The organism is Luteibacter yeojuensis (assembly GCF_011742875.1).
GTDB lineage: Bacteria > Pseudomonadota > Gammaproteobacteria > Xanthomonadales > Rhodanobacteraceae > Luteibacter > Luteibacter yeojuensis.
The window spans coordinates 1,457,896-1,478,734 of sequence record NZ_JAAQTL010000001.1 but is presented as its reverse complement, the minus strand read 5'-3'; the positions used below and the strand labels follow the sequence as shown (position 1 = coordinate 1,478,734).

General features: G+C 67.6%; 23 protein-coding genes, 1 tRNA gene and 1 other RNA gene. 17 read left to right on the top strand and 8 right to left on the bottom strand.

The window, feature by feature from the left end:
• Positions 1-32: 32 nt before the first annotated feature.
• On the top strand, positions 33-437 hold the full coding sequence (locus tag HBF32_RS06605) for a DUF6165 family protein (protein ID WP_166698908.1): 405 nt from the start codon (positions 33-35) through the stop codon (positions 435-437).
• 83 nt (positions 438-520) lie between these two features.
• On the opposite strand, the gene HBF32_RS06600 is transcribed toward HBF32_RS06605, so the two are convergent.
• On the bottom strand, positions 521-1,600 hold the full coding sequence (locus HBF32_RS06600) for a glycosyltransferase family 9 protein (protein ID WP_338039742.1): 1,080 nt from the start codon (positions 1,598-1,600) through the stop codon (positions 521-523).
• Between the two features lie 44 nt (positions 1,601-1,644).
• Here HBF32_RS06600 and HBF32_RS06595 point away from each other — a divergent pair, with 44 nt between their 5' ends.
• The 8 genes from HBF32_RS06595 (at position 1,645) to HBF32_RS06560 (ending at position 6,605) form a co-directional block, all read left to right on the top strand.
• Positions 1,645-2,373, top strand: coding sequence for a 3-deoxy-D-manno-octulosonic acid kinase (locus HBF32_RS06595; protein WP_166698907.1), 729 nt, complete (start codon positions 1,645-1,647; stop codon positions 2,371-2,373).
• Positions 2,370-3,128, top strand: coding sequence for an MBL fold metallo-hydrolase (locus tag HBF32_RS06590; protein WP_166698906.1), 759 nt, complete (start codon positions 2,370-2,372; stop codon positions 3,126-3,128). Before HBF32_RS06595 ends, HBF32_RS06590 begins: the two co-directional genes overlap by 4 nt.
• Positions 3,129-3,314: 186 nt before the next feature.
• A tRNA-Ser gene (locus HBF32_RS06585) sits at positions 3,315-3,405 on the top strand.
• 24 nt (positions 3,406-3,429) lie between these two features.
• Positions 3,430-3,526, top strand: an RNA gene (gene ffs / locus HBF32_RS06580) — signal recognition particle sRNA small type.
• A gap of 76 nt (positions 3,527-3,602) precedes the next feature.
• Entirely contained in the window at positions 3,603-5,300 is a 1,698-nt protein-coding gene (dnaX, locus tag HBF32_RS06575; RefSeq protein ID WP_166698905.1) for a DNA polymerase III subunit gamma/tau, read from the top strand.
• Positions 5,297-5,620: a YbaB/EbfC family nucleoid-associated protein gene (locus HBF32_RS06570; RefSeq protein ID WP_166698904.1), complete on the top strand. Its 324-nt coding sequence runs from the start codon at positions 5,297-5,299 to the stop codon at positions 5,618-5,620. The genes dnaX and HBF32_RS06570 overlap by 4 nt, the downstream gene beginning before the upstream one ends.
• Before the next feature lie 20 nt (positions 5,621-5,640).
• Positions 5,641-6,243, top strand: a complete 603-nt coding sequence (recR, locus tag HBF32_RS06565) for a recombination mediator RecR (RefSeq protein ID WP_166698903.1) — start codon at positions 5,641-5,643, stop codon at positions 6,241-6,243.
• Between the two features lie 17 nt (positions 6,244-6,260).
• Complete coding sequence (locus HBF32_RS06560) at positions 6,261-6,605, top strand: histidine triad nucleotide-binding protein (RefSeq protein WP_166698902.1); 345 nt, start codon at positions 6,261-6,263, stop codon at positions 6,603-6,605.
• Positions 6,606-6,647: 42 nt separating this feature from the next.
• On the opposite strand, the gene HBF32_RS06555 is transcribed toward HBF32_RS06560, so the two are convergent.
• The 5 genes from HBF32_RS06555 to HBF32_RS06535 all read right to left on the bottom strand — a co-directional run bounded on the left by HBF32_RS06555 (position 6,648) and on the right by HBF32_RS06535 (position 12,411).
• The gene (locus HBF32_RS06555; protein ID WP_166698901.1) at positions 6,648-7,658 is read right to left on the bottom strand and encodes an N-acyl homoserine lactonase; all 1,011 of its coding nucleotides are present in this window, start codon (positions 7,656-7,658) and stop codon (positions 6,648-6,650) included.
• Between the two features lie 227 nt (positions 7,659-7,885).
• Positions 7,886-8,479, bottom strand: a complete 594-nt coding sequence (locus HBF32_RS06550) for a Slp family lipoprotein (RefSeq protein ID WP_166698900.1) — start codon at positions 8,477-8,479, stop codon at positions 7,886-7,888.
• Positions 8,480-8,522: 43 nt separating this feature from the next.
• The gene (locus tag HBF32_RS06545) at positions 8,523-10,517 is read right to left on the bottom strand and encodes a transglutaminase TgpA family protein (protein ID WP_166698899.1); all 1,995 of its coding nucleotides are present in this window, start codon (positions 10,515-10,517) and stop codon (positions 8,523-8,525) included.
• Positions 10,514-11,470, bottom strand: coding sequence for a DUF58 domain-containing protein (locus HBF32_RS06540; RefSeq protein WP_166698898.1), 957 nt, complete (start codon positions 11,468-11,470; stop codon positions 10,514-10,516). Before HBF32_RS06540 ends, HBF32_RS06545 begins: the two co-directional genes overlap by 4 nt.
• Positions 11,470-12,411: an AAA family ATPase gene (locus tag HBF32_RS06535; RefSeq protein WP_166698897.1), complete on the bottom strand. Its 942-nt coding sequence runs from the start codon at positions 12,409-12,411 to the stop codon at positions 11,470-11,472. Before HBF32_RS06535 ends, HBF32_RS06540 begins: the two co-directional genes overlap by 1 nt.
• A gap of 5 nt (positions 12,412-12,416) precedes the next feature.
• Between HBF32_RS06535 and HBF32_RS06530 the strand changes: the two genes are divergently transcribed.
• A complete protein-coding gene (locus HBF32_RS06530) occupies positions 12,417-14,033 on the top strand; it encodes an ArnT family glycosyltransferase (protein ID WP_166698896.1) in 1,617 nt (538 codons plus the stop codon).
• Positions 14,034-14,121: 88 nt separating this feature from the next.
• Here the strand turns inward: HBF32_RS06530 and HBF32_RS06525 are convergent, their stop codons facing one another.
• Both HBF32_RS06525 and HBF32_RS06520 read right to left on the bottom strand, forming a co-directional pair.
• Complete coding sequence (locus HBF32_RS06525; protein ID WP_166698895.1) at positions 14,122-14,706, bottom strand: Maf family nucleotide pyrophosphatase; 585 nt, start codon at positions 14,704-14,706, stop codon at positions 14,122-14,124.
• Complete coding sequence (locus tag HBF32_RS06520) at positions 14,707-15,153, bottom strand: hypothetical protein (RefSeq protein ID WP_166698894.1); 447 nt, start codon at positions 15,151-15,153, stop codon at positions 14,707-14,709. It lies immediately after the preceding gene.
• Between the two features lie 156 nt (positions 15,154-15,309).
• On the opposite strand from HBF32_RS06520, the gene HBF32_RS06515 reads away from it, so the two are divergent.
• The 7 genes from HBF32_RS06515 to fabF all read left to right on the top strand — a co-directional run bounded on the left by HBF32_RS06515 (position 15,310) and on the right by fabF (position 20,836).
• On the top strand, positions 15,310-15,825 hold the full coding sequence (locus HBF32_RS06515; protein WP_166698893.1) for a YceD family protein: 516 nt from the start codon (positions 15,310-15,312) through the stop codon (positions 15,823-15,825).
• Between the two features lie 18 nt (positions 15,826-15,843).
• Positions 15,844-16,038, top strand: a complete 195-nt coding sequence (gene rpmF, locus HBF32_RS06510; protein WP_090054210.1) for a 50S ribosomal protein L32 — start codon at positions 15,844-15,846, stop codon at positions 16,036-16,038.
• A gap of 87 nt (positions 16,039-16,125) precedes the next feature.
• Positions 16,126-17,094 carry a beta-ketoacyl-ACP synthase III gene (locus HBF32_RS06505; RefSeq protein WP_166700451.1) on the top strand — a complete coding sequence of 323 codons (969 nt, stop codon included), beginning with the start codon at positions 16,126-16,128 and terminating at the stop codon, positions 17,092-17,094.
• A 169-nt stretch (positions 17,095-17,263) separates the two neighbouring features.
• Complete coding sequence (gene fabD / locus HBF32_RS06500; RefSeq protein ID WP_166698892.1) at positions 17,264-18,214, top strand: ACP S-malonyltransferase; 951 nt, start codon at positions 17,264-17,266, stop codon at positions 18,212-18,214.
• Positions 18,215-18,241: 27 nt separating this feature from the next.
• A complete protein-coding gene (fabG, locus tag HBF32_RS06495) occupies positions 18,242-18,985 on the top strand; it encodes a 3-oxoacyl-ACP reductase FabG (protein WP_166698891.1) in 744 nt (247 codons plus the stop codon).
• Between the two features lie 171 nt (positions 18,986-19,156).
• Positions 19,157-19,396, top strand: coding sequence for an acyl carrier protein (gene acpP / locus HBF32_RS06490; RefSeq protein WP_166698890.1), 240 nt, complete (start codon positions 19,157-19,159; stop codon positions 19,394-19,396).
• Positions 19,397-19,546: 150 nt separating this feature from the next.
• Entirely contained in the window at positions 19,547-20,836 is a 1,290-nt protein-coding gene (gene fabF, locus HBF32_RS06485; protein WP_166698889.1) for a beta-ketoacyl-ACP synthase II, read from the top strand.
• Positions 20,837-20,839: the final 3 nt, after the last annotated feature.

The window sequence follows — 20,839 nt, the reverse complement described above, 5'->3', positions numbered from 1 at the left end:
AACCTCCTGCGCCTGACCGACCGGAGATGTCCATGAGCCTTATCCAGACCCCCGTTTCCTACGGCGAGCTGATCGACAAGATCACGATCCTGCAGATCAAGCTTCAGGAAATCCGGGACGACGCGAAGCTGGCCAACGTGCGCAACGAGCTGGAGCTGCTGGAAGCCACCTGGAAGAACGACAAGGCGTCGGAAACCGATATCGCCGACGAAACGGCGCGCCTCCTGGCCGTGAACCAGCGCCTGTGGAAGATCGAGGACGACATCCGCATGAAGGAGCGCGCCCAGGCCTTCGACCAGGAGTTCATCGAGCTGGCGCGTTCCGTGTACTTCGAGAACGACGAGCGCGCGGCGATCAAGCGCGAGATCAACCTGAAGCTGGGCTCCACGCTGGTGGAAGAGAAGTCGTACCAGGATTACCGCACGCCGCAGGCCTAGGCGCCCGACCTGTAGGAGCCGCTATGGCGGCGAGAGCAATCCTGCGACCGAGTCGCGAGGTTTCCTCGCCGCTATAGCGGCTCCTACACGAGAGACAGGCCCAGATGTGCCGCGCAGGCTTCGAAGCGGTCGATCATTTCGTCGACCCGTACGAGGTCCATGACCCCGGGCTTTTCGATCTTCGTGCCCCAGGGAATCTCCGCCGCGGGCTTGCCGAGGTACTTGCGCGACGCCTCGTCGTACTTGTCCACGCACCAGCGGCGGTCCGAGTAGGGACCCGAACGATGGGGATTGCTGGCCGCGTGCAGGCCCAGCACCTTCACGCCGGCGGCGTTGGCCATGTGCATGGGGCCCGAGTCCGGCGTGAGGATCATCGCGCTGCGGGATAGCAGGGCCATGAAGCGCTTCAGCGTGTCCTTGCCGGTCAGGTCCAGCGGCGCCTGCCGTACCGCCGCGAGGATGGCATCGGCAAGACCGCGCTCGGCCGCGGAAGGCCCGCCGACCAGCGCCACGCGCATGCCGCGCGCCATGGCGTGGTCGACCAGGGCCGCATAGCGCTCCACCCGCCAGTTGCGCAGGGTATGGCTGGACATGGGGCTGACCAGCAGGGTGGGGGCGTCGCCGGGCAGCTGTTCCGCCGCCCAGGCATGGGCCTCGTCGGGCACCGGGATATCCCAGCGCACCTGGGTCTGCTTCAGTCCCAACGGCTCGATGAAGCTCGCCATGGCGTCCAGGACGTGGTCGCCGGTCCGCGCCGGAATCCGTTCGTTGACGAACAGGCCGTGCAAGTCCTTCGAGCGGGCCCGGTCGTAGCCGATCCGCCGATCCGCCTTCACCGCGAGGCTGAGGAGGTTCGAGCGGAGGGCCACCTGCATGTGCAGGAGGGCGTCGAAACGGCGTCCGGCGAGGGCCTGGCGCACGGCCTTCATGCCGGCCCGGCCGGCACCCTTGTCGAAGGTGATGAACTCGACGCCGGGGAGGTCCCCGACGAGGCGCCGCTCGAGCTTGCCCACCAGCCAAGTAAGGCGTGTTTCCGGCACTGTCGCCTGTAAGGTCCGGACCAGGGGCACGACATGGGTCACGTCGCCGATGGCCGAGGTGCGCAGGATGCAGAGGCTGGACTCTCCCGGCGGGAGTGGGCGGCTTGGTAGACTTGGCGGCACGAAAGGGTTACCGGATGGGTTAGGCCGCGGAAGGCGGCCGGCAAATGACTGAGCAACGAGTGGAGGAGGGCGCGGGCGGTACGATTCTGTTCGACGCGGCCCGTGCACCTCAAGTCGACGCCGACTGGTTCTCGCCCCATCGCTGGCGCGAGCGCGGTGCATTGCGCTCCCAGCCCGGCGGGCGCGGCGGCGTTGCGATCATCGAGAGCCCGGCGGGCGAAGTGGTGCTTCGCCATTATCGCCGAGGCGGGATGGTGGCGCGCCTGCTCGGCGACCGGTACCTCTTCACGGGCGGCCGGCGCACCCGGAGTACCCGCGAATTCCATCTCCTGGCCGAGCTCGAGCGGCGTGGCCTCCCGGTGCCGGCGCCGATCGCCTCGCGTTACGTGCGCCAGGGGTTGCGCTATACGGCTGACCTCATCACCGCTTTCATCCCGGACGCAGCCACGCTCGCCGAACGCCTCGCCGACGGCGCCTTCAATGCCACCCTGGCCGGCCGCGTCGGCGCGACGATCGCGCGATTCCACCGCGCCGGCGCGTGGCATGCCGACCTCAACGCGCACAACATCCTGGTGAACGGCGACGGCATTTACCTCATCGACTTCGACCGTGGCCGCCTGCGCCGGCCGTCGGCGGGCTGGCGCAGGGCCAACCTCGCGCGGCTGAAGCGCTCGCTGGTGAAGCTCGGCGCGCGCGACGCGGCGGGCGACACCTTCGATGCCGAATGGTGGCCGGCCCTGGTCGAACACTACGAGCGGAACCTGCGCGGATGAGCTGGCACATGCACTTCCTCGGCGCGGGCTCGTCGCACGCCATCGCACTGGGTTCCTCTTCCGTCGTGCTGGAGCGCGACGGCCAGCCGGTGCTGCTGGTGGATTGCGGGCCGGACACGCTCCACCGTTACGTGGCGGCCTACGGCAGCCTGCCTCCCGCGCTGTACGTCACGCATGCGCACATGGACCACGTGGCCGGCATGGAAGGCCTGTTCCTGCGCTCGTGGTTCGACGAAGCGCGGCGGGGACGCATGAAGGTGTTCATGCACGCCGGGCTGCTGCCGTGGTTGCAGGCGAGGGTGGCGGATTACCCCGGCGCGCTGGCCGAAGGTGGCGTGAACTACTGGGACGCATTCCACCTGGTGCCGTGCACGCGCGGGTTCTGGCATGCGGAGCAGTGGTTCGACCTGTTCCCGACCCGCCACCACGTGCATGGCACGTCATACGGCCTGGCCCTGCGCGGCAGCTTCGTCTTCACCGGCGACACGCGGCCCATTCCCGAGGTCCTGTCCATCCACGGGGTGACCGGCGAACTCATCGCGCACGATTGCGGCGTGGTCGGCAATCCGTCGCACACTGGCGTGGACGACCTGGAGCGCGAGTACGAGGAGGAGTTCAGGTTGCGGATGGCGCTCTATCACTACGGCAGCGTCGCCGACGGCGAGACGCTGGTCTCGCGCGGCTACCGCATCGCCCGTCCGGGCGAACGCCTGGCCCTGCCCGAGCCACCCCCGCCGCGCCCCGCCGCCGGGTAGCGCCGCCGCTCTGTAGGAGCCGCTATAGCGGCGAGGGGGCTTACCTCACAGTTTCGTCGCTTCGTTGGCCTCTCGCCGCTGTAGCGGCTCCTGCAACGGAGCCGACTCTTGTCTCGCCAGCCTCGACCCGGTTATCCTTCCGCTTCTTTGCCGGACAGGACGCCGGGGAAGAGGTTGTACCAGTGCGGAGAGGTGTCCGAGTGGTTTAAGGAGCACGCCTGGAAAGTGTGTATACGTTAATAGCGTATCGCGGGTTCGAATCCCGCCCTCTCCGCCACAACACAAGTCTTTATGGTGGCCCTGTCGGTCCCCCCGCGACGATAGCCCGTAAACCCCGCCAGGTCCGGAAGGAAGCAACGGTAGCGGACGATTCGGGTGCCGGGGTGTGGCTGGCAGGGTCATCGCCTTTTCGGGGCGAGCTTTCCCGACCCCCCGGTCCTTGGCACAATCCAGTGTCGTCCCAAGGTACTACGCATGTCCTATCAGGTCCTCGCACGCAAGTGGCGCCCCCGCAAGTTCGCCGAACTGGTGGGCCAGGAGCACGTGGTCCGCGCGCTCACCAACGCGCTCGACTCCGGGCGCATGCATCACGCCTACCTGTTCACCGGCACCCGCGGTGTCGGCAAGACCACCATCGCGCGCATCTTCGCCAAGTCGCTCAACTGCGAGCGCGGTGAATCGGCCGATCCCTGCGGCGAGTGCGCCGTCTGCACGGCGGTGGACGCCGGCCGCTTCGTCGACCTCCTCGAGATCGACGCGGCCAGCAACACCGGCGTGGACGACGTGCGCGAGGTGATCGAGAACGCGCAATACGCACCGTCGCGCGGGCGCTTCAAGGTGTACCTGGTCGACGAGGTGCACATGCTCTCGAAGCCGGCCTTCAACGCTCTGCTGAAGACGCTGGAAGAGCCCCCGCCGCACGTCAAGTTCCTGCTCGCCACCACCGACCCGCAGAAGCTGCCGGTCACCGTGCTGTCGCGCTGCCTCAAGTTCAACCTGAAGCGCCTGCTGCCCGAGCAGATCTCCGGGCAGATGCGCCATATCCTCGGTGCCGAGGCCATCGATTACGAAGACGAGGCGATCGTCGAACTCGCGCATGGCGCCGACGGCTCGCTGCGCGACGGCCTCTCGCTGCTCGACCAGGCCATCGCCTACGGCGGCGGTTCGCTGCGCGCGGCCGACGTGCGCGCCATGCTAGGCAGCGTGGAGCGCGGCCAGGTGCTGGGCGTGCTCGAGGCGCTGGCGGCCGGCGACGGTGCGGCGCTCATGGCCGAGTCCGACCGCATCGCTTCGTTCTCGCCGGATTTCGGCGGCGTGCTCGACGACCTCGCCACCGTGCTGCACCGCGTGCAGCTGATCCAGCTGGTGCCGGGCTATCGTGGCGAGGAGAGCGACGCCGGTCTTGCCGACCTGGCCGCGCGCCTCGCCCCCGAAGACGTCCAGCTTTACTACCAGATCGCGACCAACGGCCGCCGCGAGCTGCCCATGGCGCCCGATGCACGCATCGGCTTCGAGATGGTGCTGTTGCGCATGCACGCGTTCCGGCCGGCGGAGGCGGGGCAGGGGGCGTCGGGGCCGCGTCCGCTGGCGGCTGCCGCCGCGGCGAGCGGACCCGCTGCCGCCGGATCGCCGCTGAAGCGGCTCCCACAGGCCGCCGAGGCAGGACGCGAGCCGGTCGCTGCGGCGGTCACCTCGCGTCCGTCGGCGCCTGCCCAGGCCGCCCCCACGGCGCCCGCGCCCGCTCCGGCGGCCCCGCCGCGTCCCATCGCGGTCGGTGCCAATGGCCTGCCGGACTGGCACGACATCGTGGAGCGCGCGAACCTGCGCGGTCCCATTGGCCAGCTGGCGCAGAACTGCTCGCTGCGCGAGATCGATGGCGAGGGCATGGTGCTGGCGCTCACGCCGTCGCACATGCACCTGGCGGTGGAGCCCTTGACCAGCCAGATGGAAGAAAAGGTCTCGCAGGCCCTCGGCCGCCGCGTCCGCTTCCGCTTCGTGGCCGACCGGGGGAACCTGGGTACGCCGGCGGAACGCAAGGCGCAGGCAGCCAGCGACGCGCAGGCCAACGCGGAGGCTTCGATGGAAGCCGATCCGCTCGTACAGACGCTCAAGCGTGAATTCGACGCGCGCGTCATCCCGCAATCGATCAAACCCGTGGAGCCAGGAACGTGAAAGGTCAAATCGGTCAGCTGATGCAGCAGGCCCAGCGCATGCAGGACGAGATGAAGCGTGCGCAGGACGAACTCGCCAAGACGGAAATCACCGGCAGCGCCGGCGGTGGTCTCGTCACCGTCACGATGAGCGGTGGCCACGAGGTGCGCGCGGTGCATATCGATCGTCAGGCCTTCGCCGACGATCCGGAGATGGCCGAGGACCTGGTCGCCGCCGCGATCAACGACGCGGTGAACAAGATCGCCGAACTGAGCCGCAGCCGTCTGGGCGGCGTCACCGCCGGCCTCAACCTGCCGCCCGGCTTCAAGATGCCGTTCTGACGGTCTGAGCGCCACCTACGATGAGCAACGGCTCCCGCCTCCTCGGCGAACTGATCGACGCTTTGCGCTGCCTTCCCGGCGTCGGTGCCAAGAGCGCGCAGCGCATGGCTTTCCACCTGCTGGAGCGCGAGCGCCAGGGGGGGCTGCGCCTTGCCTCCGCGCTGGAGTCCGCCATGCGCGACGTGGGCAACTGCACGCGCTGCCGCAACTTCAGCGAAACGCCGGTCTGTTCGCTGTGCGCGAACGCCAGCCGCGACCGGCAGGTGCTGTGCGTGGTCGAGTCGCCTTCCGACCTTGCCGCGATCGAGCAGGCCACCGGCTACCGCGGCCACTACTTCGTGCTGCTGGGCCGGCTGTCGCCGCTCGACGGTCTCGGCCCGGACGAACTGGGCCTGCCGCTGCTGGCGGAACGTCTGGGTGAGGGCGATGTCGAGGAAATGATCATCGCAACCAACCCGACCGTGGAAGGCGAAGCCACCGCCCATTACATCGGCCAGCTGGCGAAAGCCGCCGGCATCCGCGCCACGCGCCTCGCCCATGGCGTACCGCTGGGCGGCGAACTCGAGTTCGTCGACCGCGGCACGCTGGCCCACGCCTTCGGCAGCCGGCAATCGCTCGGCTGATAGCACAGGGACTTCCGATGACCGACACCATTTTCGCCAAGATCGTCCGCCGCGAGATCCCCGCCGACATCGTCTACGAAGACGACGAGGTACTGGCCTTCCGCGACCTCAACCCGCAGGCCCCGGTGCACGTGTTGTTCATTCCGAAGCGCGCCATCGCCACGTTGAACGATGCGACCGCGGGTGACGCCGAACTCCTGGGCAAGTTGCTGCTGGCGGCGGCGGCTTATGCGAAGGCACAGGGCTTCGCGCAGGACGGTTACCGTACCGTGGTCAACACCAACACCCACGGCGGCCAGACCGTCTTCCACATCCATGTGCACCTGCTCGCGGGCCGGCACATGACCTGGCCCCCGGGCTGACCTGTCAGGTGTCAGGCCTGTCCGGGCGGTCGCGTCCAGGCATTACGGCCTGGCCACCGCCTGCTCGTTGGGCAGGTATTGGAAGGTCGCGTCCTGTGAGGCGGCTTGAGGCATGGTCATGCGTATGACGGGCACCCAGCGTCGGGACGTCGTAAAGAAATCGCGCTGATCGGCTTGCGCATTCGCCAGGCCGTTGATGGCGCCCATCTGATAAAAAAACGCCTCGATCGGTACGGTGGCATGGATATTTTGCGGCCATGCGCGAACCAATAGTTCGTTCGTGTAGCTACGGCCGGGAGTGATCGCATAGAAGGTTTCGGGGAGGCTGCGCATGGCTTCGCCCATCCTCGAGAACGTTACCGCGGAATTGGCGGTGCCGATGGAGACGTAAAAACTGCACATGTACTCAGGAACGTTGCCCTTCCGATAATGTGCGACCCACGCCGCGCCTGTCGTGATGCCCAGTTTGCTGCAGGTGGCGCTGGCGGATGGGTTGTTCGGAAGCGGACCGCAACCGAGATCGGAGCGTGAGTCTGTATGCGCATCGATGGGATACACGCACACCACTTCCGTCTCGTGGAAACCGTAATCGTCGGCATACACGTTGGGAAGGAAGATGAAGCCGTTCGAATACCGGGGTGTATAGATAGTGCGGAACTTCGCGTCCTTGCGCAGCCATGAAAACGATACGGTCCCCTTGGGGTTCGAGGGATTCGGATTCCATGAATGGTAGGGTCCGGGAACGGTAGCCCTGAAGAGAACGCCGGAGCAGAGGAACGACGGGCGCTGGGCGGAGCCGCAGTTTGCCGAGACATCCGTGTAGCGCTCGGTCAGGTGCCTCGCGACGGTCGGCCCGTCGGGTTGCACCTGTTGCGGGGCGGAACCCGTGGCCCCCAAGGTGGCCGTGCTGGCTGGGTGCGCCGCGTAAGCGGTTGAGGCGACGGACCCGGCATCGGTCCGATGGGAGACGGGGGTCTGTGTCGCGCAGGCGGTGAGCACGGCGAAAAGAGCGACACCGACGACCCGGTACAGGCGGTAAATGACGACGTCCATGTGTTTATTGCTCCGGGATGGGGCAGAGCATCACAGCTCTTGGCCGTCACTCTAGATGAGCTGAGAGCCCCGCATATAGCCAATTTGGTCTATATGGCCGCGAATCGGCAGGACTCACGCCCCCTTCCCCGGGCAATGCCGACGACGCTTGATGGTAGGAGCGTGGATCCGGTCGAAGGCATGCCGGAAAACAAAAAAGCCGGCTTGCGCCGGCTTTTCTTGTTGCCTCATTTACGAGGCGGGGGCGGGTGGTGGTAGACCGGACGCGGCACGATGATCGTGCGCGGGCGGTACCAGAACGGATCGCCCCACGGGCCGTAACCGTACGGACCCCAGCCCGGTCCCCAGAACGGGTCGTAGAAACCTGGCGGGTAGCGGGTGACCGGAACGCGCTTCGGCCACAGATAAACCACGTCGGCCTCGACGCGCGGGTAGGCGTAATCGAATTCGCCGACTTTTTGCGTGACCGCGCCATGCAGCGTGCCGGTGACCGTGATCTCGCGGCCGCGGGTGAACACTTCCGGATCGTAGAAGCCGTCGCGGCAGGCGACGAAGCGGCCCTGGCTTTCGCTCTTGCCCGCGGTGGGCCGCGCCTGGTCGTCCAGCGGCTCGGACAGGACGAAGAAGCAGGTCTGCTGCGGACCCGGCTCGGTCTTGATGATCTCGCCGCCCCAACGCACCTTGGCGCCCGGCGCGCCGCCCTGCTGGGCACCGGCCGTGGATACGTTGTTGAACTGGCCCTGTAGCGGCTGGGGCACCGTGGCGCAGGCGCCGAGTGCGAGAGTCGCCGCGGCGATGGCCAGCGGTTTGTACATGGACATGTCACGTCTCCTGGAATACCGGGGCACGGCCGATACCATGCCCCTATTTGACCACGCGGCGCGTCTTTAATTCCTTCACCTCGCGCCGGAACCGGGTGACCGATTCAGGCGGCGGTTCGTCATGCCCGTAGCGCGACCGCAAGTAAAGCTCGCTCAACCTTTCCAACGCATTTCTTTGCCCGGGCAACGCGCGTGCGGCGCGTGCAAGGAAATGCCTCGGTCCTTCACCGGTCCTTCGCGACACGCCCGCCCTGGCGAGCTTCCGCTGGAGCCGGCGCATCGACGCGTCGAGGGCATCGCCCTCGCGGCGCTGGAACAAGGCCCAACCCAGCGCGACGGCGACCAGCACGGCACAACCGACGGCGAAGATCATAGCCAGGTCCGACACCTCGGCGCGGGCGATGCCGAACGGCTGCAGCAGTCCCTGCTGACGCAGCGCGTCGAAACCGATAACGCCCCGGTTCCACCATTGGTTGACGACGTCCCAGCGGTCGCGGAGGTCGCGCAGCCAGGGGAAGTCGAGCAGGCCTTCGTCGCCGCCGTGTCCCGCGTTCGCCGCGGCGGCACCCAGCTGCACGCGTTCCGGACGTACCGCCGCGGTGGGATCGAAGCGGACCCACCCGCGGCCTTCCAGCCATACCTCCGACCAGGCATGCGCGTCCGACCGGCGGACCAGGAGGTAGCGGGCCGTGCCGTTCCAGTAGCCGCCCTGGTATCCCGTGACGACACGCGCCGGAATGCCCGCGGCGCGCATGAGGAACGTGAAGGCGGAAGCGTAGTGCTCGCAATAGCCCTCGCGGGTCGCGAACAGGAAGTCGTCGATGCGATCGCGTCCGAGCGGTTCCGGGGCGAGCGTGTAAGAGAAATTCGTGTGAAACATCGCGAGCGCGGCGCGGGCGATCGCCGCGCGGTCTTCGCCGTAGCGCTCGACCCAGGACGCCGCGAGTGCGCGCGCCTGAGGGCCCACCCCGGCGGGGAGTTGCAGGTTTTCGCGGCGCACCTCGTCGTCGAGCGACGGTTCGAGCCGATAGGTGCTGGCGGCGTAGCCGGTGAACGATGTGACCTCGTCGACGCGCCGCTTCGCCAGCACGGTATGGTCGGCCCGCATGATCGCGTCGGCCGGTGCCGCGGTGGGAAGGTCGAGCATCGGCAGCACCCGGTCGTGCGTGGGTTCCATGGAGAACTGGTACGCGAACTGACTACCGTAGTCGGCCCTCGATGGCGGGCGGCGCGAGTTGCGGTAACCGGGGCTCCAGCCCTTGCCGTCGAACGATTGCATCGTATAGGCGCGGAAATAGCGTGCGGCGTTCGGCGGCGGCGCGCCGGTGAAGGTCACCCGCAGCGCCGGCGTGTCGTCGGTCATCAGGTCGAGCATGTCGCCGGGAGCCAGCCGGTTCGAAAGCCCCGTGACGGCCTGGCCGCTTTGCGGCGTGCCCCACAGCGGCGAACTGAGGCGCGGCACGAAGAGGAAGGCGAACAGCGACAACGGGACGGCGGCGAGCAGGGCGAGCAGCACCGGCGTGAATTCGCGCGCCCAGGGCGTGGCCTGTGGCTCGACTTCTTCCAGCGAGCGCAGTGTCGCAAGCGCGGGGACGATACCCAGGCAGACGAAGAAACTCGCGACCAGGCCCTGGTCGAAGAGCAGGGCGCTCATGAGCGCAAAGCAGGCGAAGGCGATGCCGACGCGCGCATCGCGGCGATGTTCGCTCTCGAGCAGCTTGAGGACGAGCAGGCCGACGGCGAACGCGCTGCCGGGTTCGCGCCCGAAGAGGGTGCCGTTCTGCACGATCACGGTGCCCAGCAGCAGGCCGATGAGCGGCAACTTGATCCAGATCGGCGCGTTCCGGCCGCCGCTGCGGCGCTGCTGCCAGCGCGCGACGAGGACGATCGCCAGCACCGTCGTGAGCCACCATGGCAGGTGCGCCGCGTGCACCAGCAGCACGAAACCCATGGTGAGGCAGAGCAGGTCGAACGGCCGCCTGTCCAGTATCGGCTCGCTCGACGGCTTTCGCCGGAGGGAGGGGCGGAAGCCGGTCATGGGCGCAACGCCAGGGCGGTCATGCAGCGGTGGTAGTGCTCGTCGCCCTGGGCGACGTCGAAATAGCCGTCCGGAAGGCGCAGGCTCCAGCGCCGTCCGGATTCCCTCGCCTCGTCGATCCAGCGCGCGAGCCGGGCGATGCGCGACTCGTCGTCCAGGCCGTGCATGCCGTCCCAGTCCAGCCGCCAGTCTTCCTGCGGCGCGGGTTGTTCGAGGTCTTTCACCAGCAGGCCGTGGTGGCGCGCGCTGAGTTTCCAGGCGATCTGCCGGCGCGGATCGCCCGGGCGGTATTCGCGCAGCGCGGCCGGCTCGTCGCCGGGACGCGGGCGTCCGCGGTCGGTGTCGCCGCGCGGCTCGAACGGTTTCGGGCCGAGGGCCTCGGGACGCGGATAGACGAGCACCGGCCGGTCGGGATGCAGCCAGCTCCACACGCGGAACAGGCCCAGCGGCCAGCGGCTGTGCACGCGCATACGCGGCAGGGCCAGCCAGCCGCGAAACTCGGTGGGCAACTCGAACTCCACGGTGGTCGCGCCACCAGCCGGCACGACGAACACGAATTCGCGAAGGCCGACGTCGAGCCGCACCGCCATGCGTTCGCGCTGGCTGGCGCCGACGTCGAGCGAGACGTGGATGGTTTCGCCGGCACGCGCCGTGCCCGCGCGCACGCCACCGATGGTAAGACCGTTGAGGACGCGGAAGGCGACCAGCATGCTGCCCACGGCGGCGGCGCCGAGCAGGCAGGTGAGCATCAGCGCGGCGTTGTTCGCGTAGTTCAACGCGCCGACCAGCATCACCGCGAGCAGCACGGAGAAGCCGATGCCGAAACCCGTGGGCACGATGTAGATGCGCCGGCGGTGGAGCTGGATCGGCAAAGGCTCCGGCCGGCGGAACCGGGTCAGCGAAGGCAGGCGGCGTTCCGCCCAGGCGACAAGCCGCTGGGCCCGAGGCGGCATCAGGGCACCGGCGTCTCGGCAAGGATGGCGCGCGCGATGGCTTCGCGAAGGCTGCCGCGCGCGGGCACGAGGCGATGGGCGGCCGCGGGCACGAACACCGTCTGCAGGTCTTCCGGAATGACGTAATCGCGTCCGCTGATCAACGCCCAGGCGCGCGCCGCCGCCAGCAAGGCGAGGCCCGCGCGAGGCGACAGCCCCACGCGCACCTCATTGTGCTTGCGGCTGGCACTGAGCAGGGCCTGCAGGTAATCGAGCAGCGTTCCGCTGACCTTGATCGCGAGGGCCGCCGCATGCAGCTGGCCGATGGCCGCCACGTCGAGACGCGGCGCGAGCGAGGCCATCATGTCGCGCCGGTCCTCGCCGGTGAGGAGCGCCCGTTCCGCGGCCGGGTCGGGATAATCGAGGCTCAGGCGGAGCATGAAGCGGTCGAGCTGCGAATCGGGCAGGGGGAACGTGCCGGCGAGATCCAGCGGATTCTGCGTCGCGACGACGAAGAACGGCTTCGGCAGTTCGCGGGTCACGCCGTCCACCGTCGTCTGGCCCTCGGCCATCGCCTCGAGCAGCGCGCTCTGCGATTTCGGCGTCGCACGGTTGATCTCGTCGGCGAGCAGCAGGCTGGTGAAGATGGGGCCTGGGTGGAAGCGGAACTCGCCCGTCTCGCGCTCGTACACGCTCACGCCGATAATGTCCGAGGGCAACAAGTCGCTGGTGAACTGGATGCGCTGGAATTCGAGGTCGAACGTCGCCGCTAGCGCATGCGCCAGCGTGGTCTTGCCCACGCCCGGCACATCTTCGAGCAGCAGGTGGCCGCCGGCGATCAGGCAGGTGAAGGCCAGCTTCACCTGGCGCGGCTTGCCCAGCAGTACGCCGTTGACCTGGGCGAGGGCGGCGTCCAGCCGGTGCCTGAGCATTTCGTCGTGGTGTGGATTCGTCGCGGACATGATCGATGCGTGTGCCCCCCGGCCTGGCCATGTCGATGGGTGAGCGTTCGAGTGTAGCCGCGCACGCGCGATCCTGGCGAGGCATCTTTCTCGCCGTGTTCGTGGTGGCGTGTGTCGTGAAGCTGGTGATAGCGTGCAGCTTGTCGCCTTTCGGTGACGAGGCCTTTTATTGGCAGGAGAGCCTCGCGCCCGCCTGGGGCTACAGCGACCTTCCGCCGCTGACTGCCTGGCTGATCGCGCTTTCCGAAGGACTGTTCGGCCATGGACTGTTGCCCATGCGCCTGCCGTTTCTGATCCTCGGCGCGCTCCTGCCCTGGCAGGTGGGGGCGATGGCCGCGCGTGACGGGGACGAGGCGGCGCGCTGGCAGGCGGCCACGTTCGTGACGCTGCTTCCGCTGGTGGGCAGCCTCGGCGTGCTCGCGTTGCCCGATGTCCCGCTGACGTTCGCCACCTTGCTCGCGTTGCAGGGCCTCCTCGCCGCGCTGGAGCGGAACCGCATCCGCGACTGGCTCCTCCTCGGCGGCGGCCTCGCCATCGCGTGGATGACACACTACCGGGCGGCCATGCCGATGCTGGGTGGCCTGTTGTTCCTGCTGCTCACACCGCGCGGCCGGAGGCAGTGGCGGCGTCCGGGCTTCTGGATGGCGATGGGCGTGGCCGCGCTCGGCCTGCTGCCCATCGTGCTCTACAACCTCGCTGCGCACGGCGCGGGCTTGGCTTTCCAGCTGCTGGACCGGAACCCCTGGCAATTCCACGCGGATGCGCTGGCGCAACCGCTCGAGCAAGCGGTGGCCTGTACGCCCCTGGCCTGGGCGGCGATGCTCTGGGCCATCTGGCGTGCCTGGCGCCGGCGCGCGGAAGCGCCGTTCGATGCCATCGCCGTCGTCGCCGGAACCTTCGTCGTGGCGTACTTCGTCCTCGGCCTGTTCGCCGACGACCTGCGCTTCCGCGCGCACTGGCCGCTGCCTGGCTACCTCGTGGCGTGCATCGCGCTGCCGTTTTTCCTGCGCGAGGCGGGGACGGCGTGGCGGCGCACCGTCTACGCGGGATTCGCGCTGGCCGGGCTCGGGCTGGCCGCGGGGCTCGGTTACCTCGGCCTCGCCGCATCCACGCACGGCGCGACCGTGCTCGCCGGCATGAAGGCGTTTCCCACCAACTTCACCGGCTGGCGCGAAAGCGCGGCGGCGGTGAAGCGCGAACTCGATGCGGCGCCGGACGCGATCGTCGTCGCCGACAATTTCATGCTCGCCGCGGAGCTGCGCTTCGAACTTGGCGCGGCGCATACGGTGTATTCGCTGGACAGCCCACTGAACGTGAAGCATGGCCGCGCGCCGCAGCTTGCGGCATGGGGGCTCGACGAGGCGGGTCTTGCGACGCACGCGGGAAGCAGGATCCTGCTCGCGGTCGACGAATCGAAGTTGCACGACGTGGAGGCACGCCGTTGGCTCGGGTCGATCTGCGCGCGCGTGGATATCGTGCGGCCGGCCGGACGCGTGGAAGCGTTCGATAAGCGGCGCAGCTTCGCGTTGTACGAGGGCAGGGCGCGCCCGTCTCGCGGTCAGGCCGGCAATCCGGACGATTGCGTCGTGTGGATGTCCGCATATAAGGCCGGAAGTCTGTAGGAGCCGCTATAGCGGCGAGAAGCCAACGAAGCGATGAAGCGGTGAGGCACATTCCCTCGTCGCTATAGCCGTTCCTTCAGAAGCTATCTCAGGGAAGAACGACGCCCGCGGCCCGCAGCAGGCGTGAGGTCGCGATCAATGGCAGGCCCACCAACGCCGTCGGGTCCTCGTTGTCGATCCGCTCAAACAACGCGATGCCGAGGCCTTCGCATTTGAAGCTCCCCGCGCAATCCAGGGGCCGTTCGCGTTCCACGTAACGCGCGATGTCGTCGGCCGAGAGCTCGCGGAAGCGGACCCGGGTCTCGTCGACATGCGTGGTCGCATCGCCGCGGAGGTCGATCACGCAGACGGCCGTGTGGAAGACCACGTCGCGGCCGGAACTCGCCGCCAGCTGGGCATGCGCGCCCTGCACGGTACCCGGCTTGTCGAGCACCCGGCCCTCGAGGTCGGCCACCTGGTCGGAACCGATGACGACCGCGCCGGGGAAGCCGGCGGCCACGTCCCTCGCCTTGGCCTCGGCCAGGCGAGCCGCCCGCGCGGCGGGGCGCTCGCCTTCGAGGGGCGCCTCGTTCGTCCCGGGCGCGGCCTGTTCGAAATGGTCGAGGAGACGGCGCAATAGCCCAGCCCGATAGCGGGAGGTCGAGGCGAGGACGACGGTGGGCTGCGGAGACACTCAGAACTCCTTGTGGATGTGTTCGCGGACGGCGGTGTCCAGAGCGGCCTGGGCGTCGTCCAGCGCCCGCAGGCGCGGCTCGAGCTGGTGACGGGCCCTGACCAGCGCGTCCACGGCCTCGTCCAGCTCGCGCTGGCTGGCGTCCGATGCGCGGTCGCGGATCCACAGGCGCTGCCGGAGCAGGGCGCGAAGCCCCGAATCGACGGCCTGCTGGGCTTCCACCTCGCCGTAGGCGGGGATGTCCGGGCTGACCGACATGACGGCGTGAGCACGCTGGAGCCGGTCGCGGCAGTCCTTGAGATCGGCCTCGAGCCGGTCGGCATTGTCCATCAGGTCTTGTAGGGCGCCATGCCGCCGGCGCGAGCGCTGGTGGCGGAGCAGCCACGCGCACAGACCGACGGCGATCGCGATCGTCGCGGCAAGTGCATAATAGGCAAAGGAAAACACGCGGACTCTTCCCCTTCGTGGGCGCGTGGCGGCAAACTGCCCCGGTGGCGAGGAGTCTGCCCGAAAGTCGCCGCGCCGCGCAAAAGTGCGGCGCAGCCCTGTCCTGCTCCCTAACCGGTTGACTTCAGGGATGTTGATGCCTACCATTTCCCGATTATGTCCGTGACATTGCCATCGTCCGTGGACGCTTGGCGCGAAGTTCGTGCGCGGCGTTCGTTCCAGGGTCAACTCCCCGTATCGGCGTTCTCGCGCCTGGGCGAGGTGGTCGCGTCCACCGAAGGTGACGTAACCTATGCGCTGGATTTCGGTCGCGACGAATTCGGCACTGCCTACGTGGCCGTACGCGCGAAGGCTGTATTGACCGTCATCTGTCAGCGTTCGCTGGAGCCTTTCCAGCTACCGGTGGAAGTGGATGCGCGTCTCGGACTGATCGTCGAGGAAAGCGAAGAGGCTTCGCTCCCTCCCGGTTACGAGGCACTGCTGGTCGAGGAAGACGGTAAGCTCGATCCGGTCGCGACGATCGAGGACGAACTGCTGTTGGCGCTGCCCCTGGTGCCGGTGAATCCGGACTACGAGCTGCCCGACGACGTATTGGGACCCGACGAGGACGACATGCCCTCGACGGAAAAATCTGAAAACCCGTTCGCGGCACTCCGCGGACTCATAAAGTAATTTCGCTGGAGATTTGTCATGGCCGTTGCCAAGAGCCGCAAGACCCCGTCCACCCGCGGCATGCGTCGTTCGCACGATGCGCTGAAGTCCGTGCAGCTGTCGACCGATCCGACCAGCGGCGAAGTGCACCTGCGTCACCACGTGACCAAGGACGGCTTCTACCGTGGCAAGAAGGTCATCGACACCCGCGGCGCGGTCGAAGTCGAGGATTGATCCCCCTTCCATAGGGACGATCAAAACGCAGGCGGCGCGGCAACGCGCCGTTTTGCGTTTGTGGCAATCACCACTGGGGATACGGTTCTGAAATACGCCCGCATCATCGGTACCGGCAGCGCGCTTCCCGAGAAAGTGCTGACCAATGCCGACCTCGAAAAGATCGTCGATACGAGCGACGAGTGGATCCGCACGCGCACGGGCATTACCCAGCGCCATGTCGCCGCGGAAGGCGAAACCACCGGCGACCTCGCCTTCCTCGCCGCGCAGCGCGCGCTCGAGGCGGCCGGCGTCAAGGCGTCGGAGATCGACCTCATCGTGCTCGGCACGACCACGCCCGACATCATCTTTCCTTCGACCGCCTGCCTCGTCCAGCATCGCCTGGGCGCGAACGGTTGCGCCGCGTTCGACGTCAACGCCGCCTGTTCGGGCTTCGTCTACGCGCTGGGCGTCGCCAACGCCTTCGTCCGCACGGGCCAGTCGAAGAAAGCCCTGGTGATCGGTGCCGAAACGCTGACCCGCATGGTCGACTGGAATGAGCGCGAGACCTGCGTGCTGTTCGGCGACGGTGCCGGTGCCGTGGTGCTCGAAGCCTCGGACGAGCCGGGTATCTTCACGACGCGCATCCGTGCGGACGGCGGCTTCAAGCATCTGCTGTTCAATCCGGTCGGCGTGTCCGCCGGGTTCAAGGACGAGGCCAATCACGGCGTGCGCATCAACATGCTCGGCCGCGAAGTCTTCAAGGTGGCGGTCAAGACGCTCGATTCCCTCGTGGGCGAGACGCTCGAAGATGCCGGCATGAAGGAAGACGAGATCGACTGGCTCATTCCGCACCAGGCGAACCTGCGCATCATCGAGGCGACGGCCAAGCGCCTGAACATGTCGATGGACCGCGTCATCGTCACCGTCGACAAGCACGCCAACACCTCGTCCGGTTCGGTCCCGCTGGCGCTCGATTACGCCGTGCGTTCGGGCAAGGTGCAGCGCGGCCAGAACCTGCTGCTGGAAGCCTTCGGCGGCGGCTTCACGTGGGCCTCGGCGCTGTTGCGCTATTAAAAAAATGTGGGAGCCGCTATAGCGGCGAGAAGCCAACAGAGCGATGAAGCCGTGAGGCAGGTTTCCCTCGCCGCTATAGCGGCTCCTACAGTCCAGGTAGTCCAGACTCTGGCGAATGGCGTCCCCTTGCTGGCACCATTCGCGGTTTGAAGTTCCGGAACCGTCTCGCATGACCTCATCCAGCGCCTCGCTCGCCTTCGTTTTCCCCGGTCAGGGATCGCAATCCGTCGGCATGCTCGCCGAGCTGGCCGCGATCCATCCCGAAGTCCGCGCCACCTTCGACGAGGCCTCGGAAGGCGCGGGCGTCGATCTCTGGTCGATCAGTCAGGACGGGCCGGAGGAGACCCTCAACAGCACCGAGAACACCCAGCCCGCGCTGCTGGCCGCCAGCGTCGCCGTATGGCGCGTATGGGTGAAGCGCGGTGGCCGCATGCCGGCCCTGCTGTCGGGCCACAGCCTCGGCGAATACAGCGCCCTGGTGGCCGCTTCCGCCATTTCCCTCAAGGACGCCGCCGGCCTCGTGGCCGAACGCGGGCGCCTGATGCAGGCCGCCGTGCCCGCGGGCGTCGGCGCCATGGCCGCCATCCTCGGCGGCGACGACGCGCAGATCGCCCAGGCGTGCGAGGACGTGGCGCAAGGTCAGGTGGTGTCGCCGGCCAACTACAACTCGCCCGGCCAGCTGGTGATCGCCGGTCACGCCGAGGCCGTCGACCGCGCGCTGGCGCGCCTGGCGGAACTCGGCGTGAAGAAGGCCGTGAAGCTTGCCGTTTCCGTGCCTTCGCACTGCATGTTGATGCGCGACGCCGCGGACCGTCTGGGCGAGCGCATGGCATCCCTCGCCTGGTCGATGCCCTCGATTCCGGTGGTGCAGAACGCCGATGCGAAGGTGCACGCTTCCGTCGACGACATTCGCGGCGCACTGATGCGCCAGCTCTATCTGCCTGTGCGCTGGACCGAATGCGTCAAGGCGCTCGCCGCGGCAGGAATCGTCCAGACACTGGAGTGCGGTCCCGGCAAGGTGCTCACCGGCCTCATCAAGCGCATCGACAAGTCGGTCGACGGCAAGGCCATCGGTACGCCGGACGAGCTCGAAGCGGCCCTGGCTCCGGCTGCCGCCTGACTTCCACCAAGCAGTACAGGACATCCCATGACCTCATCCCTGAAGGGTGAAATCGCTCTCGTCACCGGCGCCAGTCGCGGCATCGGTGCCGCCATCGCCGACCGCCTCGCGTCGCTCGGCGCCACTGTCTACGGCACGGCCACCAGCGAAAGCGGCGCCAAGGCCATCGGCGAGCGCCTCGCTCCGCATGGTGGCCACGGCCGCGTGCTCGACGTGACCGATGCCGCGGCGATCGAAGGCCTCGTCGATGCCATCGCGAAGGAAACCGGTGCGGTCTCCATCCTCGTGAACAATGCGGGCATCACGCGCGACCAGCTCCTCATGCGCATGAAGGAGGAGGACTGGAGCGCCATCATGGAAACCAACCTGACGTCGGTGTTCCGCACGTCGAAGGCCGTGATGCGCGGCATGATGAAGGCGCGCAAGGGCCGCATCGTCAGCATCGCGTCGGTCGTCGGCGTCACCGGCAATCCCGGCCAGGCCAACTACGCGGCGGCGAAGGCGGGCATCATCGCCTTCTCGAAATCGCTGGCCCGTGAGATCGGCTCGCGCGGCATCACCGTGAACGTGGTGGCGCCGGGCTTCATCGACACCGACATGACCCGCGCCCTGCCGGAAGAGCAGCGCGCCGCGCTGCTGTCCGGTATCGCCCTGGGCCACCTGGGTGAGGCCAGCGACATCGCCGAGGCGGTGGCCTTCCTGGCCTCGCCGGCCGCCCGCTACATCACGGGCGAGACGCTGCACGTCAACGGCGGCATGTACATGCCGTGATAAACCGGCCTGGAGGCGGCAGTCGCCACCGGCCCGGATTTGAGAGACAATCGCTATTTCGCGCCCCGCTGTCCCCGGTGGGGCGTCATCAACGTGATGGCGGCATGCTGGCGGGCCCGGTCCTTAGCCACTACAATGCCGCCGGATTTTCCCTCGGGAGGTAAAGGCAACATGAGCACCATCGAAGAACGCGTCAAGAAGATCGTCGTCGAGCAGCTGGGCGTCAAGGAAGATGAGGTCACCGCCAACGCATCGTTCGTTGACGATCTGGGCGCCGATTCCCTGGATACGGTCGAGCTCGTGATGGCCCTCGAAGAAGAGTTCGAGTGCGAGATCCCGGACGAGGAAGCCGAGAAGATCACCACGGTCCAGCAGGCGGTCGATTACGTCAAGGCCCACGTCAAGGCCTGATCGAGCGACTGGTTGTCGATCGGAGGCGCCGCCTCCCGTCGATCTCCGAGCGACACGGAAGCTGCGCCGTCATGGCGCAGTTTTCGTTTGCGTGTAAGGCAACCTGCGCCCGCGTATGGTTCGCGCGAAACAAGTGAAGGATGAGAACGCATGAGTAAGCGACGTGTGGTAGTGACCGGCATGGGCATCGTCTCTCCGGTCGGCAACGACCTCGCCACCGCGTGGAAGAATGTCGTCGAAGGCAACAGCGGCATCGGCCCCGTCAGCGATTTCGACGCCACGGCCTACGCGACGAAGATCGCGGGCGAAGTCCGCGACTTCGATCCCGTGGAAGCCTATTTCGTCGGTACCGATGCCAGTGACGACGAGAAGCGCGGCATCGCGAAGGACTTCAAGCGGATGGATCCGTTCATCCACTACGGCATCGTCGCGGGCACGCATGCGTTCCGCCAGTCGGGCCTGAAGGTCACCGACGAGAACGCGGGCCGCATCGGCATCGCCGCGGGCGCCGGCATCGGTGGCCTGCACACCATCGAGGCCACCGCGATCGAACTTCGCGACAAGGGGCCGCGCAAGGTGTCGCCGTTCTTCGTGCCCAGCTCCATCATCAACATGGTGGCCGGCAACCTGTCGATCTACCACGGCATGAAGGGGCCGAACATCGCGCTGGTGTCGGCCTGCACCACGGCCGCGCACAACATCGGCATGGCCATGCGCCTCATCCAGTACGGCGATGCCGACGCGATGCTGGCCGGCGGCGCCGAGTTCGCCACCACGCCGACGGCGATGGCGGGCTTCTGCTCGGCCAAGGCCATGTCCACCCGCAACGACGATCCGACGCACGCCAGCCGTCCGTGGGATACCGGCCGCGACGGCTTCCTGCTGTCCAACGGCGCGGGCATGCTCATGCTCGAGGAATACGAGTTCGCCAAGGCGCGCGGCGCCACCATCCTCGCCGAGCTGATCGGCTTCGGCATGAGCGGCGACGCGTACCACATCACCGCGCCCAGCGGCGACGGCGCGGAACTGGCCATGCGCAACGCGCTGCACGACGCCGGCCTGAAGGCGGAAGACGTCCAGTACGTGAACGCGCATGGCACGTCCACGCCCGTGGGCGACCTGGGCGAGGCCAAGGCCATCCGCAACGTGTTCGGCGAGCATGCCACGCAGAAGGGCAAGTTCGCCGTCAGCTCCACCAAGTCGGTCACCGGCCACCTGCTCGGCGCGGCCGGCGGCGTGGAGGCGATCTTCTCGATCCTGGCACTGCGCGACGGCATCATCCCGCCGACCATGAACCTCGAGAACGTCGATCCCGAGGTCGAGGCGCTCGGCATGGACCTCGTGCCGAACAAGGCGGAGAAGGCCGACATCCAGGTCGTCATGTCGAACTCGTTCGGCTTCGGCGGCACTAACGGCACGCTCGTCTTCCGTCGCGTCTGACGC

Bases quoted from the DNA above. Each gene is read 5' to 3' on its own strand.
- HBF32_RS06605 (WP_166698908.1), top strand. From the start codon at position 33: ATGAGCCTTATCCAGACCCCCGTTTCCTACGGCGAGCTGATCGACAAG.
- HBF32_RS06595 (WP_166698907.1), top strand. From the start codon at position 1,645: ATGACTGAGCAACGAGTGGAGGAGGGCGCGGGCGGTACGATTCTGTTC.
- HBF32_RS06590 (WP_166698906.1), top strand. From the start codon at position 2,370: ATGAGCTGGCACATGCACTTCCTCGGCGCGGGCTCGTCGCACGCCATC.
- dnaX (WP_166698905.1), top strand. From the start codon at position 3,603: ATGTCCTATCAGGTCCTCGCACGCAAGTGGCGCCCCCGCAAGTTCGCC.
- recR (WP_166698903.1), top strand. From the start codon at position 5,641: ATGAGCAACGGCTCCCGCCTCCTCGGCGAACTGATCGACGCTTTGCGC.
- HBF32_RS06560 (WP_166698902.1), top strand. From the start codon at position 6,261: ATGACCGACACCATTTTCGCCAAGATCGTCCGCCGCGAGATCCCCGCC.
- HBF32_RS06555 (WP_166698901.1), bottom strand. From the start codon at position 7,658: ATGGACGTCGTCATTTACCGCCTGTACCGGGTCGTCGGTGTCGCTCTT.
- HBF32_RS06550 (WP_166698900.1), bottom strand. From the start codon at position 8,479: ATGTCCATGTACAAACCGCTGGCCATCGCCGCGGCGACTCTCGCACTC.
- HBF32_RS06545 (WP_166698899.1), bottom strand. From the start codon at position 10,517: ATGACCGGCTTCCGCCCCTCCCTCCGGCGAAAGCCGTCGAGCGAGCCG.
- HBF32_RS06540 (WP_166698898.1), bottom strand. From the start codon at position 11,470: ATGCCGCCTCGGGCCCAGCGGCTTGTCGCCTGGGCGGAACGCCGCCTG.
- HBF32_RS06535 (WP_166698897.1), bottom strand. From the start codon at position 12,411: ATGTCCGCGACGAATCCACACCACGACGAAATGCTCAGGCACCGGCTG.
- HBF32_RS06530 (WP_166698896.1), top strand. From the start codon at position 12,417: ATGCGTGTGCCCCCCGGCCTGGCCATGTCGATGGGTGAGCGTTCGAGT.
- HBF32_RS06515 (WP_166698893.1), top strand. From the start codon at position 15,310: ATGTCCGTGACATTGCCATCGTCCGTGGACGCTTGGCGCGAAGTTCGT.
- rpmF (WP_090054210.1), top strand. From the start codon at position 15,844: ATGGCCGTTGCCAAGAGCCGCAAGACCCCGTCCACCCGCGGCATGCGT.
- fabD (WP_166698892.1), top strand. From the start codon at position 17,264: ATGACCTCATCCAGCGCCTCGCTCGCCTTCGTTTTCCCCGGTCAGGGA.
- fabG (WP_166698891.1), top strand. From the start codon at position 18,242: ATGACCTCATCCCTGAAGGGTGAAATCGCTCTCGTCACCGGCGCCAGT.
- acpP (WP_166698890.1), top strand. From the start codon at position 19,157: ATGAGCACCATCGAAGAACGCGTCAAGAAGATCGTCGTCGAGCAGCTG.
- fabF (WP_166698889.1), top strand. From the start codon at position 19,547: ATGAGTAAGCGACGTGTGGTAGTGACCGGCATGGGCATCGTCTCTCCG.